The organism is Frigoribacterium sp. RIT-PI-h (genome assembly GCF_001297205.1).
Classification (GTDB): Bacteria; Actinomycetota; Actinomycetes; order Actinomycetales; family Microbacteriaceae; genus Frigoribacterium.
Map to the genome: position 1 here is coordinate 36,195 of NZ_LHOZ01000060.1, position 13,725 is coordinate 49,919.

Annotated in this window: 13 protein-coding genes and 1 pseudogene; 5 read left to right on the forward strand and 9 right to left on the reverse strand. The window is 73.8% G+C overall.

What is annotated here, in order from left to right; genetic code table 11:
• Positions 1 to 38 precede the first annotated feature (38 nt).
• Positions 39 to 257 (forward strand): hypothetical protein, encoded by a 219-nt coding sequence (locus tag AEQ27_RS05990; RefSeq protein ID WP_054145822.1) that lies wholly within the window; start codon positions 39 to 41, stop codon positions 255 to 257.
• A gap of 127 nt (positions 258 to 384) precedes the next feature.
• On the opposite strand, the gene AEQ27_RS05995 is transcribed toward AEQ27_RS05990, so the two are convergent.
• From AEQ27_RS05995 to AEQ27_RS06005, 3 genes are read right to left on the reverse strand one after another with little or no spacing between them, the layout of a single operon-like run.
• Entirely contained in the window at positions 385 to 1,314 is a 930-nt protein-coding gene (locus tag AEQ27_RS05995; protein ID WP_054145823.1) for a hypothetical protein, read from the reverse strand.
• Positions 1,315 to 1,335: 21 nt separating this feature from the next.
• Positions 1,336 to 1,635: a hypothetical protein gene (locus tag AEQ27_RS06000; RefSeq protein ID WP_054145824.1), complete on the reverse strand. Its 300-nt coding sequence runs from the start codon at positions 1,633 to 1,635 to the stop codon at positions 1,336 to 1,338.
• Between the two features lie 16 nt (positions 1,636 to 1,651).
• Positions 1,652 to 2,071 (reverse strand): hypothetical protein, encoded by a 420-nt coding sequence (locus AEQ27_RS06005; RefSeq protein WP_054145825.1) that lies wholly within the window; start codon positions 2,069 to 2,071, stop codon positions 1,652 to 1,654.
• A 183-nt stretch (positions 2,072 to 2,254) separates the two neighbouring features.
• Between AEQ27_RS06005 and AEQ27_RS16485 the strand changes: the two are divergent.
• From AEQ27_RS16485 to AEQ27_RS06015, 3 genes and pseudogenes are all read left to right on the forward strand, one after another.
• Positions 2,255 to 2,497: pseudogene (locus tag AEQ27_RS16485) on the forward strand (transcriptional regulator); the annotation flags it as partial.
• A 78-nt stretch (positions 2,498 to 2,575) separates the two neighbouring features.
• Entirely contained in the window at positions 2,576 to 3,787 is a 1,212-nt protein-coding gene (locus tag AEQ27_RS06010; RefSeq protein ID WP_054145826.1) for an MFS transporter, read from the forward strand.
• Between the two features lie 286 nt (positions 3,788 to 4,073).
• The gene (locus AEQ27_RS06015) at positions 4,074 to 4,583 is read left to right on the forward strand and encodes a MaoC family dehydratase (protein WP_054145827.1); all 510 of its coding nucleotides are present in this window, start codon (positions 4,074 to 4,076) and stop codon (positions 4,581 to 4,583) included.
• Positions 4,584 to 4,682: 99 nt separating this feature from the next.
• On the opposite strand, the gene AEQ27_RS06020 is transcribed toward AEQ27_RS06015, so the two are convergent.
• From AEQ27_RS06020 to AEQ27_RS06035, 4 genes are all read right to left on the reverse strand, one after another.
• Positions 4,683 to 5,198 (reverse strand): ASCH domain-containing protein, encoded by a 516-nt coding sequence (locus AEQ27_RS06020; protein ID WP_054145828.1) that lies wholly within the window; start codon positions 5,196 to 5,198, stop codon positions 4,683 to 4,685.
• Between the two features lie 153 nt (positions 5,199 to 5,351).
• Positions 5,352 to 5,936, reverse strand: a complete 585-nt coding sequence (locus tag AEQ27_RS06025; protein ID WP_054145829.1) for a DUF1349 domain-containing protein — start codon at positions 5,934 to 5,936, stop codon at positions 5,352 to 5,354.
• Positions 5,937 to 5,986: 50 nt separating this feature from the next.
• Positions 5,987 to 6,211, reverse strand: a complete 225-nt coding sequence (locus AEQ27_RS06030; protein ID WP_054145830.1) for a hypothetical protein — start codon at positions 6,209 to 6,211, stop codon at positions 5,987 to 5,989.
• Positions 6,212 to 6,415: 204 nt separating this feature from the next.
• A complete protein-coding gene (locus AEQ27_RS06035) occupies positions 6,416 to 7,000 on the reverse strand; it encodes a MarR family winged helix-turn-helix transcriptional regulator (protein WP_054145831.1) in 585 nt (194 codons plus the stop codon).
• 56 nt (positions 7,001 to 7,056) lie between these two features.
• Here AEQ27_RS06035 and AEQ27_RS06040 point away from each other — a divergent pair, with 56 nt between their 5' ends.
• Positions 7,057 to 7,929, forward strand: a complete 873-nt coding sequence (locus tag AEQ27_RS06040) for an NAD(P)H-binding protein (RefSeq protein ID WP_054145832.1) — start codon at positions 7,057 to 7,059, stop codon at positions 7,927 to 7,929.
• 68 nt (positions 7,930 to 7,997) lie between these two features.
• Here AEQ27_RS06040 and AEQ27_RS06045 read toward each other — a convergent pair whose 3' ends face one another.
• Positions 7,998 to 10,415, reverse strand: coding sequence for a sensor histidine kinase (locus AEQ27_RS06045; protein WP_054145833.1), 2,418 nt, complete (start codon positions 10,413 to 10,415; stop codon positions 7,998 to 8,000).
• Positions 10,416 to 10,543: 128 nt separating this feature from the next.
• The gene (locus AEQ27_RS06050; protein ID WP_054145834.1) at positions 10,544 to 13,660 is read right to left on the reverse strand and encodes a glycoside hydrolase family 38 C-terminal domain-containing protein; all 3,117 of its coding nucleotides are present in this window, start codon (positions 13,658 to 13,660) and stop codon (positions 10,544 to 10,546) included.
• Positions 13,661 to 13,725 lie beyond the last annotated feature (65 nt).

Here is a 13,725-nt window from a genome sequence, read left to right on the forward strand (position 1 = left end):
TGTCTTTTTGCCGTCACGTGTGCGGCCGGGGGCAAGCCATGGAAGACGCCCAGGGCCCTTGTGCGGAGCACTTGCTCACGATCAGCCCCGAGCTCGGCGACGACGTCCACGAGAAGTTCGACGACAGCGACGCCCTCGCCGCAGCGCTCAGCTCGCCCATCGCCGTCCGGCTCCTGCTGCAGGGCACCGTCGGCGGCGTCCGGGCAGCTCGGGAGTGCAAGCCGTCTGAATGGCTGTTCGCCCGGCATCCTCGATGAACTTGGTTCACCAACGACGACTTGCCGGCCCAGGTTCCCCCACTCGACGACCTGCGTACCTGAGACAGTGAGACCCTTTTGCGCAAGCCCGGCCGACGGTGCCACTGGTTGAGCCGCGACGCGTGCCTCAGGCGCTCGGGCCAGCGAGGCCGAACAGGGCGACCACCTCGTCGAGATCGCGGCCGAGGACGAGGTCGAGGGGCCCGACGTCGCGTACGTCCCTCAACTGCGCGACGACCGCGCCCGACGAGCCTTGGACAGCACGGGCCCTGCCCGCGACCATGAGCTGCACCGGCTCGGCCCCGGCGCGCACAGGCGCGTCGGGCAGCGGGTCGAGGCCGTCGGCGGAACGCCGGTCCAGGGCGAGCGCCGCCAGCACCCAGCGTTCCGCAAGGCCGACCGGGCGCAGCGACGCCAGGGGCGACCGTCGCCCCCGGCCGAAGACGACCGTCATGCTGTCGCGGCGCTCGACCTGCCAGGCGACGCCGCCGATGTCGAACCGGCAGAGCACGTCGGAGTGGAGGTCGACGACCGCCCCGAGGTGCTCCAGCGCCCGCACGCACGTCGGGCCGAGCAGGCGTGCGGTCGTCGCGGCCTCGCGCTCTCGGCGCTCGCGTTCGAGCGCCGTCCGGGCGATCGGAGCGTGCTCGGCGCTGAGCGCTTCCCGGTCGAGCGGCGCACCCTGGGCGAGGCGCGCGTGCAGCCACGCCGGATCGAGCTGGCCGAGGTAGAGGAAGTGCACCTGGACGACCCCTGCTGCGGGATCAGACGCGATGAGGGGTTTGTCGGGGACGAGCAGGTCGACGCCGTGGTCGACCGACCACACCGCGACGACGGTGCCGTCGACAACGGCCACCCAGGACCAGCCCTGCGCGCGCACGTCGGGGCTGCTGCGCTCGACCACGTCACCGACGAGCGACCCGGCCGGGACCCGCAGCTCATGGTGGTGCGACCGGGCGTCGTCGCCCATCGACACGCTCTCCCGGTCGACGACGACGACGAGGTCCGCGGGCACGTCGCTCGACGCCGCGCCGACGAGCCGAGACCAGATCCCCATGACGGTGACGCTACCGGCTGATCAGTCCGGCTGCTCCGGGGACGCCTCCTGCCCCGCGAAGGGCGCGGCCCGGCGCTCGAACAAGGCCCCGTCCGCCTCGGGCAGGAGGCCGCTCGCGCCGTATTCGAGCGTCAGCGACTCCGGCTCCCGGCCTGCCTCCACGATGGCGCGGACACTTTCGACCTCGCGTTTCTCGGGCCGCTGCTCGACCGTGTCCGGACTGGAGTGCATGATCGAGAAGCATCGGAGATCCGTGCAGCCCTGGAGTCCTTCGGGCAGCTCGCCGGCGACGTGATCCTCCGCATGACGGTCCGTCGCCACGTGCCGCCGTCGCAGCTCAGCTGCAGGTGTAGGTGACCCCGTCGACGTCGTGGGTGCCCGGGCCGAGGTCCTGGCAGGTCTCGAGGAGGGCCGAGGCACCGACGATGCCCGCCACGATGAACGCGATGGTGAGCAGCAGCACCACGATCGAGATGATGATGCCGGCGAGCGAGAGGCCGCGGGGCTGACCGGCTCGGCCGAGACGGCGGAACGAGATCGTGCTCATGATGAGGCCGGCGATCGCCAGGAAGCCGAAGAACGACAACACGAAGCCGGCGATCTCGAACCCACGCGACGGCCGCTGGACCGCCCCTCCGTCGGGCCCCGCCCCGGGCGCCTGCGGCACGCCGCCGTACTGCTGACCCCCGTACTGCTGCCCGCCGTACGGCTGGTTCGGCTGCCCCTGCTGGCCGTTCTGGTCGTGTCCGTCAGTCATCTCGGTCCCCCGTCGTCGAGTGGTGCTCGTGCCACGACCCTATCGAGGTACTGAGCGGGCGTCACGACCACGGCAACTTCGCGACCCCCCAGGCCTCACCGAACCTGGCCCCCACAGGGCCTGGTTGCGCCGAACCACCGTTCGTAGGGTCGAACACATGGACAACCGAGCCGGGTCCGCGCCCGCTGGGCCGCCCCCGGCGTCCGCCGCCACTACACCGGAGCGAAGGAGTTCCGGCACCCGGCCGTCGGCCTGCTCGAGCTGGACTTCCAGGTGATGGAACTCCAGGACACCCCCGGGCACTCGCTCACGGTCTACACGGCCGCCCCGGGCTCCGCGTCCGACGAGGGGCTGCGCCTCCTCGCCTCGTGGGCGGCGACCGAGAACGTCGTCGAGCGGGCCCGGTCCGCCGACCCCGTCTCCTGACCCGCACCTCCCCGCTTCTTCCCGCACCCCTGGGCCCACCCCCAGGAGGCGCGGCTCCGCGCCCGAAAGGACCTCACCATGTCGACAGCGCCCGTTCCCACCCGCGTGCCCCGCGCCTCCGTCGGCGGAGGGCCCGTCGAGCGGCTGCCGGTGTTCTCGCTGGTCGTCCTGGCGACGATGGGGTTCATCCTCGTCGCGATGGAGACGATGCCGGCGGGCCTGCTGCCCGTCATCGCGGACGGCCTCGACACGAGCGAGGGTGCCGTGGGGCTGCTCATCAGCGCGTACGCACTCGGCACCGTGGTCGCGACCGTGCCGGCCATCACGCTGACCCGGGGGATGCGTCGCAAGCCGCTCCTCCTCATCGCGATCACGGGCCTGGTCGCGGCGAACGCGGTGACGGCGCTCTCGCCCGTCATCGCGCCCGCCCTGGTGTCGCGGTTCGTGGCCGGCGCGTTCTCGGGCGTCATCTGGGGCATGCTCGCGGCCTACGGTCGGCGGATCAGCCCGCCCGCCCGTGCCGGGCTGTCGCTCGCGATCGTCTCGGCGGGTGCGCCCGTCGGGTTCGCTTTCGGGACGCCTCTGGGCTCGTGGCTCGGGACGGCCTTCGACTGGCGGTGGTCGTTCGGCGGGCTGACCCTGCTCGGGGTCGTCGTCTTCGCGCTCGTGGCGAGCATCGTCCCGGACGCGGCACCGGCGCCGGCGGGGGCGCGGCTGTCGCTGGGACGGGTGTTCCGCATCCCGGGGATCGCCGTGATCCTGGCCGTCATCGCCGCGTGGGTGCTGGCGCACAACACGATCTACACGTACGTCTCGCCGTACCTGCGGGCCGGTGGGTCGGGGCTCGGCGTCGACGTCACGCTGCTGATCTACGGCATCGCCTCGATCGGCGGGATCGTCGTCACCGGGGCGCTGCTCGAGCGGTTCCCGCGGGCGCTGCTGCACGGCAGCGTCGCCGTGTTCGTCGTCGCCGGGGTCGTCCTGCTCGTCGGCCACGCGTCGGTGCCGGCCGTGGTCGTCGCGGCGGTGCTGTGGGGTGTCACGTTCGGCGGGGCGTCGGCCCAGCTGCAGGCGGCGCTCCCCACCGCCGGAGGCGACAACGCCGACGGCGCGAACGCGTTCTTGCCGGTGGCGTTCAACGTCGCGATCTTCTTCGCCGGGATCGTCGGGGCGGCCCTGCTGACCGTGGCGGACGGGCTCGTGCTGCCGGTGCTGATGATCGGGTTCGGGGTCGTGGCGTTGGCGCTGACGGTGTACGGGCGGCGCAACGCGTTCCCCGGGACGCTCTGACCGGCTCGGCCCTGAGCATCATCGATCCTCACCTCCTCAACGGCAAGGGGATGAAAGGGCAGCAGGTGCAACATCCCGAGTGGGGTTGAAAAGGAAGATCAGTTCAACCTGTCTGCCGGGGGCTGGGGCAACACCCCGTTCTGGCTCGACCTGCGGACGACCACCGGTGGCGCTTCCGTCGCCCGCGCCTCCTCGGCGTCCAGGCCCCAGGAAGTCGTCGAGACCCCTGCTCGCGAGTGGGGGCCTCGGCGACTTGCTGGGGTCTCGGCCGACCTAGGGTGAAGGCGTGCCCTACGAACCGGACGGGACCGCAGCCACGGCCCACGACACGTCGCCCTTCGCTCATCGGCTCGCCGAGCGGTTCCTCGACGACTACGTGCCCGGCCTCACGCTGGAGCACGGCTCGTACCGCGTCACGGCGGCGGAGATCGTCGACTTCGGCCGCCGGTTCGATCCGCACGACATGCACGTCGACGCGGGGCGGGCCGAGTCGACACCCCTGGGCGGGCTCGTGGCCAGCGGCTGGCACACCACCGCCGTGATGATGCGCCTGATGGTGGAGTCGTACCTCAACCAGGCTGCCAGCGTCGCATCACCCGGCGTCGACGAGTTGCGCTGGCCGGTGCCCGTCCGGCCCGATGACGTGCTCCGGGCCCGGTTCGCCGTCGTCGACTCCCGCCGTTCGGCGTCCCGTCCCGACCGGGGCATCGTGCGCACCCGGATCGAACTCGTCAACCAGCACGATGTGACCGTGATGACCCAGGTCATGACGAACCTGGTCCTGCGCCGCCCCTGACACCGCGCCTCCTCGGTGATCAGACCCCAGGAAGTCGCCGAGACCCCTGCTCGCGAGTGCGGGTCTCGGCGACTTCCTGGGGTCTCGGCCTGGGGGGCCTCAGTCCGCGTGCTCGGGCGGCCACACCACCGCGAAGTGCTCGAAGACGATCTCTTCGTCCTCCGACCACACGGCGCCGCGCGCTCGACACGTGCGCTCCCAGTAGCGCCGGTGCTCGCGCTGCCAGCTCGCCAACGTCCGGTCGTCCTCACCCTCGGCGAACGCGAACCCCTCGTCGGCCGACCCGAACGCACCGATGCGCAACTGCAGGCTGCGGATGACGATCCGCGGAGCCCCCGTGCTGTCACAGGCGATCCAGTGCGACCCGACCCTGGGCAACGGGTCGCCCCGGTGCGCGAACTCCGACACCAGCTCGGCGGTCGCCCGCTTCCGGCCCGACAACACCACCTCGAGCAGCTCGTCCGCGAGTCGCGCCGTGTCACCGAAGTGCTCCACGGTGTAGTCGTCGTCGACCGCGTCGGCGACCCAGCGCGACGCCGCATAAGCGGCCCACATCGCGGTGGCCGCATCCCGGTCGGGTGGTGCGACGGGGCGGGTGGCAGGTGCATCGCTCATGGGACGACCCTGCCAGAAGACGAGCCCGCAGGAGGCGCGGTGCCCGGGCCGGGGACGACGAACAGGCCGTCGTCGGTGCCGGTCGCGGTCCGCCGACCGGCACCGCGCCTCCTCGGCTCTGCCGGGCGCAGCCCGCGGCGTCGGGGCCGCGGGTCAGTGGTCGGGGTGCAGGCTCGCGTCGGCCGGTGTCGAGCGCCACGAGGTGAAGTGCACGGTGAGGTCGGCGCGCGAGGGGGCGCAGCAGAAGGGGCCGGCGCTCGCCGCGGCGTCGGGGGCGAGCGGGGCGACGCGGACCAGGCGCCAGGGCTCGGCGTCGACCCGGGCCCGCACGGTGAGCGCGTCTCCCGACCGGCTGGCCCGGATCGTCACGGTGCGGCCGGTCCAGTCGACGGGGGAGAGCGACCAGTCGGACTCGCCTCGCGTCACGACGGCGCCGAGGCTCTGCTCGCCGTCGCTGAGCTCGACCCCGGCCTTGACCCAGGTCTCGGGGTCGACCGAGACGAAGATCCCGGCCTGGTCGAACTGGGCCGAGAAGTCGAGCACGAACGACACCTCCATCGCGGTGCCCTGCGGGAAGGGCGCGACCAGGGCGTGCTCGGTGTCGTGGACGAACCCGTACGACGTGATGCGCCAGGCGTCGCTGCCCTCGAGTGCGGTGACGCGCAGGCCGTCGTCGGCGACGTCGACCGCGGCCGGCTCGGTGGTCCAGGTGCCGGTGGCCCAGGGGATGTCGGTCATGGCGTCCTCGTTCTAGGTGATGGTCGTCGTCGTCGGCGTCAGTGCCGGCGTCAGCGCTCGTGCGTCGGGGCGTCGCCGGCCTCGAGGGCGGCGTGCTGCCTCTCGACACGGCGGGAGAGGGCCATGGCCCGCAGCCCGACCACGATCGAGGCGGACCCGCTGAGGATCATCAGCACGCCGAGGACGTCGGCGTCACCCCGGGTCAACAGCGCGCCGCACACGACCACACCGGCGGAGAGGATGAGCTGCAGGGTCGTCCAGGTCGTCGTCGTCATCCTCCGACCCTACGAGCCCCCGGCCTCGAACGGCTCGCCCGCGCGGCGGAGTGAGCCGACGACCCGAGGAGGCGCGGTGCCAGATCGAACCACACCGCGCCTCCTCGGGGTGGCGTGGGCTCAGACCCCAGGAAGTCGCCGAGACCCTTGCTCGCGAGCGGGGGTCTCGGCGACTTCCTGGGGTCTCGGCGGGGTCTGCCTGCCTCACGGCACCTCGCCCACACCGCCGCGGGCCGTGCCCAGCAACGGGTGCAGGGTGGCGACCAGCGCCTCCGTGTCCGTGGCGTCGCCCGCGAACCAGTCGTCGCTCGCCGTGACGAGCGGCCAGGCGTCGGCGAGCAGTGCCCGGCCGGCGTCGGTCAGGGCGAGGCGGGAGTGGCGGCCACGGCCCGGGTCGGCTCTCCGGACGAGGAGGGCGCGGGTGGTCAGGCCGGCCACGAGCGCGGTCATGCTCTGCGGGCGCACCCCGACGGCCCGCGCCAGGTCGGCCTGACGCAGTCCGTCGGCCCGGCCCGTCGCGTCGGTCGTGCCCGGCGCGATGCCTGCGCTCGCCGTGCTCGCCGTGCCCGTTGCGCTCGCTGTGCCCGCTGCGCTCGCCCTGCCCGACGCAGACCCGTCCAGCCCCTCCGCCGCGGCCAGCTGCGCCAGCACCCCGAACTCGACCGGGCTGATCTCGAGCGGCTCGAGCTCGACAGCGAGGCGGCGGGCCAGCTCGCGGGCGGCCCGGATGACCGTCCAGGCGGCGATCCCGTCGACCTCGGCACGGGACGGGGACGACGGCGCGGACATGCACCGATCGTAGCGGCGTAGGGTTCAGTATCAGTTAGTTGATACCAGGAGGCACCATGACCACCGTCACAGCACTCACCGGCGTGACCGGCGATGTCGGAGGCAAGACCCTGCAGTTGCTCCGCGAGGCCGGGACGCCCGTCCGCGCCATCGTCCGACGACCCCACCAGGCCGAGGCCCTGCGCGCCGACGGTGTCGATGCCCGCGTCGCCGATCTCGGCGACCGGGCCGCCCTGACCCGCGCCCTCGACGGCGTCGACCAGCTCTTCCTCGTCACCGCCGCCACCCGGCGCCAGGCCGAACACGGCCTGATCGGCGTCCAGTCCGCCCGCGACGCCGGCGTTCGCGCCCTCGTCCACCTCTCCGGAGCCGACGCCGCCGAGGACTCGCCCTTGCCCTGGGCCCACGCCATCTGGCAGATCGACGAACAGGTCCGCGCGAGCGGCCTGGCCTACACGCTCGTCCGCCCCTCGGGCTTCATGACCAACCTCGAATCGTCGGCCCCCGTCACCCGCCGCGGGTTGCTGCCGCAGCCCATGGGCCGCGGCGTCACCCCTTGGATCGACACCGCCGCCATCGCCCGCGTCGCCGCCCCCGTGCTGCCGGGCGCCACCCACGACGGCGCCGAGCCCCTCGTCCCCGGCCCCGAGCTGCTCGACGGCCGCGGCGTCGCCCGCTCCCTGTCGGCCGGCCTCGACCGCCCCGTCCGCTACGTGCACCTGCCGAGCCGGGCGTTCGCCGCCCTGCTCCGGGCGAACGGCGTGCCCGCCTGGCAGGCCGAGGGGCTGCGGCAGCAGTTCGGCCGCGTCGCCCGCCGCGGGCTCGACGGCATCGACGTCCGCACCGACGAGGGCGAGCGCCTCCCCGGGCGCCCCGCCCGGCCGCCGGCCGCCTGGGCCCGCAGCCGACGCGCGACCCTGCCCGGCTGACGACGCGCCCACGGCAGGAGGCGCGGTGCCGGTCGGACGGACACCGCGCCTCCTCGCGAACCAGGGCCTCAGACCCCAGGAAGTCGCCCAGACCCTTGCTCGCGAGTGGGGGTCTCGGCGACTTCCTGGGGTCCGGGCGTGGACGGTACGTCGGCCGCGGGGTGGGGGAGCGGGACCCAGAGGTCGACCTCGTCGTCGGCGGCGAGACCGAGGGCCGCGGCGGTCTCGTCCGGGGTCGACGCGACGATGGTGACGGCCGTGCCGGACTCGGGGTGACCCGAGCGGAGGACGACGCGGCTCGACCGGACGGGCTCGAGGCGGCGCGCGACCTCGTCGAGCAGGGCGTCCAGGGCCTCGGGATCGACGTCGTCGAGCCCGCCGTCGTCGAGCACCTGCACGAGCGACCCCCGACGCCGCAGGGCCTCGACGCTCGTGCGGACGGCGTCGTTCAGCAGCCCGCGCCCCCGGATCTCGTCGCGGAGCGACTGCTCGAGCACCCGGCACTCGGCCCGGGTGGCCTCGTCGAGGTCGCCCCGGGCCTCGACGACGTGACGGAGCATCGGGGCGACCGTGCGATGCGCGTGCTGCAGCCGCCGGTGGCGTTCGTGGCGGACGGCGTCGAGCTCGGCCTGCGCGATGGTGAGCTCGCGGTGCTGGCCCGCGGCGACCCGGGCCGCCGAGGTGACCTGTCGGATCGCGTGGTGCATCAGCAGGGCGGCGACGACCACGACGATCTCGCCGGCGAGACCCAGGCGGATGGCGCCGGTGGGCCCCGCCCACAGCGTGATCTGCGCGACGAGCACCGCGACGGCGACGACGGGCGGTCCCTTGCGCCCGGCCATCCACCCCATCACGGCGCCGGCCAGCACCCCGCACGTGTACCGGGCGATGGACACGTAGTCGAAGGTCGCCGGGTCGAGCCCGATCGTGGCGACGGCACAGAGCAGGCAGCTGACCGCCGTCGTGCCCCAGGCCGTCCGGCTCGACATCCAGCCCCGTCTCGCACCGCGGACCAGTGCGGGCAGGATCAGCAGGCCGAGGAGCGAGGCGACGACGGAGCCGTACGCGTGGGTGACCAGCACGGCGTCCACGGTGGCGATGAGGACCGCCACGACGATCACGACGCCGAGGACGCGCGAGAGTTGACGTCGGGGGATCAGGTTCAGCAGGCCCTCGCCCGGGCGGCGGGTGACGGTCGGGGTGCCGCCGGTCGGGTGCCACTCGAGGGCGACGGCGGTCCCGCGACCCGGTGCCGACCGGATGCTCGCAGAACCCCCCGCGAGGTGGACGCGTTCGAGGATCGACACGCGCACCCCGAGCCGCTCGGCGGACACCCGGTCCGGGTCGAAGCCCGTTCCGTCGTCCGAGACGGTGATGCGCAGGCCGCCGCCCTCGAGGCGCGTCGCCGTCGCCGCCCGGTCGGCCGAGGCTCCTGCATGACGGACGCTGTTGGTCAGGGCCTGCAGCGTCGCCGACACGAGCGCCTCGGCCGTCGCGGGCGGCAGCAGGACGTCGCGGACCGCGGCCAGGTCGACCCGGGCGGCAGCGCGCAGCGGGGCGAGTTCGGACTCGGCCGCCGAGACGACCTCGCCGAAGGGGACGGTCGTCGGCTGCAGGGTGGCGTGGTGGTCCACGTCGGAGACGATGTCGAGGGCCGACCGGGCGACGGCGGCGGTCCGCTCGGGGGAGTGGTCGCCGCCCGCCGTGAGGAGCGCGGCCAGGACGGTGTCGTGCAACAGCGCGTCGGTCCGCACCCGTTCGACCTCGGTGGCCTCCTGCCGTTGCTGGCCCTCGAACAGCAGCTGGGCGCGGTGTTCGGCCGCGTCGGCCTGGTCGGCCCGGGCCCGCAGGGCCTTCACGCCGACGACGAGTGCGGCGGCGAGCAGACCGAGGCCGATGAACTCCAGGAGGTTGTCGATGAACGGGAACCGTCCCCAGTAAGCGGCGGCGAGAGCCGCGTCGATGCCCCCGCAGATGATCCCGGCGCGCACGGGGTCGACCTCGGCCACCGCTGTGCAGGCGAACGCGACGAGGGACAACCCCACGAGCCACGGGATCGTCCCTTCGTCCACCGGTTCGCGATGGGTCTGGAACGGTTCGAGGACGAGCAGGCCGACGTAGGCCGCGACGGGGATCCACAGGCCTGCCCGGACGGGCCCCGGGCGACGGAGCAGCGCGAGCGGCAGGGCGGCGAGCATCGAGCCACCGAGGAACAGCGACACGACGACGAGCGGTGTCATCCCCGGCAGGTGGTCCGCCGTGAAGTCCGGCAGGGCGAGCAGCACCAGCGGGGACGCGGCGACGGCCAGCGTCGCCGCCATGCTCCGTTCCATCCCGACGCGCAGGGAGTCGTCCTCGGCAGGCGGGTCGACGGGCGGCGGGTCGACGGGCGGCGGGTCGACGGGCGGCGGACCGACGTGCGGCGGGCGGGGCGCCTCCGTGGCGTCACCGACCGCGGCAGGTGTGCGGGCAGACGTCTGATCCACGACACCTGCTGACACCCCTGAACGCTACGTCGCACGACGTCGCGGCACGAGGCCCCAGAACGGGCCGCGAGCGGCCGGCCCGGTCAGGAGGCGCGGTGCCGGTCCGACGGGCACCGCGCCTCCTCGGCTCACTCGCGTCGCACGCGAACGCCGACCGACTCGTACGGCCGCAGCTCCACTGCGACCGTCGAGCCCTGCAGCTCGAGCGGCCCGATCGTGTCGCCGAGGAAGGTCGTGCGCTCGACCGACGCGACGTCGACACCGAACCCGAGCGTGACCGTCGTGGCCTCGTCGGTGATCGACTGCAGCTGCACCAGCGACGAGGCCTCGCCGTCGGACACGACCGCGACGAGCCGCACCCGGTCGTCGTCGAGGGTGAGCAGCTCGACCGAGGCGCGCTCCTCGACCCCCGACGTGCCGGCCGGCACCGACGTCAGCGGCCGGACGAGGTCCGCGGTGGTCGCCAGCGCGACGGCCTCGACGGCCTGGCCCGGTCGGGCACGGACGCCGACCGCGTACTCGAAGGTCGCGTCGAAGCCCTGCTCGATCGGGAAGTTCGTGTCCCAGACGTTGTTGTGCACCCACGAGTACACCGTCGCCGCGCCCACCGGGTTCGTGCTCGCCGGGAACGGCGCGTAGGGCAGGCTGATCGTGCCCGGCATGACGAGCGGTGCGTCCTTCGTGACCCACGCCACCGCCTCCGGTCCGTCCTCGACGGTCACCCAGTTGCGGATCGCCCTCATGTGCTGCGGGGCGCCGGGCACGTGCGTGAGCCCCGAACCCGTCACGCCGCCGGACACCTCGTAGCGCACCGTCGGCTCGGCGGCCGCGAACGGGAACGCGAAGAACGCGCTCTCCTTCGTGCGGGTCACCGGCTTCGTCAGCCGGTTCGCGATCAGGAGGCGCGGCTCGCCGTGGCGCAGACGGAGCGTCACGCGGACCTCGTCCACACCGGGCGCGGAGAACGAGAAGACCAGCCGCTCCTCGACGGCGTCCGTCACCCGCTCGACCAGCACCGCCGGCCCACCGGTCGACCGGGACGCGAGCAGCTCGAGCCGGTCCGAGCTCCACAGCTTGTTGGCGAGGTGGTTCACCCCCGCACCCGACGACCCGTACTCGTCGTAGACGTACGCGTTGAAGCCGGTCGGGGCACCCGCGTCGACGAGCTCGCGCCCGGTGGCGAGCTCGACCAGCGAGCTGATCGCCGACGTCCGGGGGTCGACCCGCACCCGCAGGTACTCGTTCTCGAGGGTGAAGAGCTCGGCGGCCGACGTCGTCAGAGCCGGGTGCACGACGGGCTCGACCGGCGCCGACGCGGTCGCCACGACGTCGAGCCGGACGAAGCCCCAGGCCGGGACGTCCCGCACCTGCGCCGTGACCCACCGACCCGACTCGCGGTGCAGGCTGTTGGACTGGGCGTCCTCGACGTGGGGCAGGTCGTCGCCGCTGCGACCGTCGCGCAGGCCGATCGAGGCATCGAACGGCACCGTGGACTCCTTGAGCAGGAACCGCACGGCCCCCGTCCTCGTCGCGCCCGAGGCGTTCGCCACGACGATGCTCGTGAGGGCGCCGTCGGCCGCCCGCACGGCCTCGGCGAGGTAGACGAGCGCGTGTTCCTCGAGGTCGCGGCTGCGCTGGTGCGCGGCGATGCCCTGGCCCACCTTCCACTGCCACTGGCGCTCGCCGGAGTCGTACCCCTCGTCACCGTGGGTCCACGAGTTGCTCGCCCCCCAGGTGTGCTCGTTGAACATCGAGACGGCGTCGTAGACGTGGTCGGCGTCCGCCCGCTCGGTCGGCACGGCCGAGCCGCCGAGCCAGGCGGCCGCCTGCGAGAAGGACTGCGCGTCGCTGACCGACGCCTGCGCCTCCCGGGTCAGGGCCAGCGGCACCGCGCCGGAGCCGACTCCCTCGACCCACCAGTCGCCCCAGTCGCCCTCGACCGTGACGAGCTCGTCGCCGTGTCGCGCCTCGGCCTCGGCGAAGAAGTCCTCGTTCGTCGAGACCCTCAGCTGCGGCGACGTCCAGGTCTCGTTCCAGCGGCGCACGGTCTCGGCCAGGTGCAGGCGGGCCGGCCCGTTGTCGCCCATGAACCCCTGGGCGCGCAGGGGCAGGACGTCCCACGGGTAGCCGGGCCGCCCCCCGGCCTCCCCGCCGTGGGCACCGAAGACCCCGGGCGGGAACGGGTAGCCGCGGGTGGCGAGCGCCGTGAGGTAGGCCGGCAGGTACGTCTCGGCGACCTCGTAGTCCTCGGTGAGGCCCACCATCGGGCCCTCCATGTAGGCGAGGCCGTGGGGGCTGTCGGTCATCCAGACGATCACCGAGCCGCCGGCGGGGGTGCGCCACCGGGACATCCGCGGCAGGTCGAGCGCCCCGTTCGGGTGCGGCCTCGACCGGCCGGCCCCGTTGTGCGCCACCGCGAGGTACTTGCCCCCGACCCCCTGCAGGGCGTCGGGCAGGCCCGCGACCTGCCCGGGCACGTCGGTCTGCATCGCGGTCGTGAAGTCGATGCCGTGCTCGTCGCGGATGCGCCGCGCCTCGCGCAGCAGCTGGTGCCGTTCTTCGGTCGAGCAGGTGTCGGTGTGCAGGTTGTAGGGCAGCGCGCTCAGGCCGCCCCGCCCCTCCTTGACGAGGCGCACGAACTCCGCGACGGCCGCGGCGGGGCGGGGGCGCCCCCCGCCGGCGCAGGCCCCCCGCGCCCCGCCGGTCCCGCGGCCCCGGGCGGCGCCGGGCCAGTCGTCGGTCGCCGCGGCGAGCTCGACGACCGAGTCGAGGTACGACCGCTGCGACGAGATGACGTTCGTCTGGGGGTCGGTGTAGCCGAAGTCGAAGTGCGAGTGGTGGACGACGTGGACGTGCCAGTCGCGCGGGGGCTCGAGCGTGACCGCGATGACGTCCGCCCCGAGGCCGGGCAGGTGCACCTGCACCTCGGTCGGGGCGTCGCCCTCTCGGACCAGGAGGCGCGCCGACAGGTCGTCGGGAGCCGCCGGTCGACCGACGACCAGCTCCACCCCGTCGGCCCCCGTGATCGAGACGCGGTCGAGTGCCGCCAGCGTGGCGTCGTCGTCGACGAGGAGGCGCAGGCTCTGCGTGGGGACGCCGTCGACGGTGGTCTTCAGCGGCTCGGGCACGACGCGCACGCGCGCCCCGCCGACGGTGGCCGTCACGGCGGTGGCCCGGTCGAGCAGGCCGGCGCGGGCCTCGAGGTGGGACCAGGGCTGAGCGGAGACGAGGGCGGCTTCGGTCATCGGGGTGGTTCTCCAGACGGTGGTGCAAGGGACGGTGGTGCGGGGGACGTGGTGCGAGGGGGACG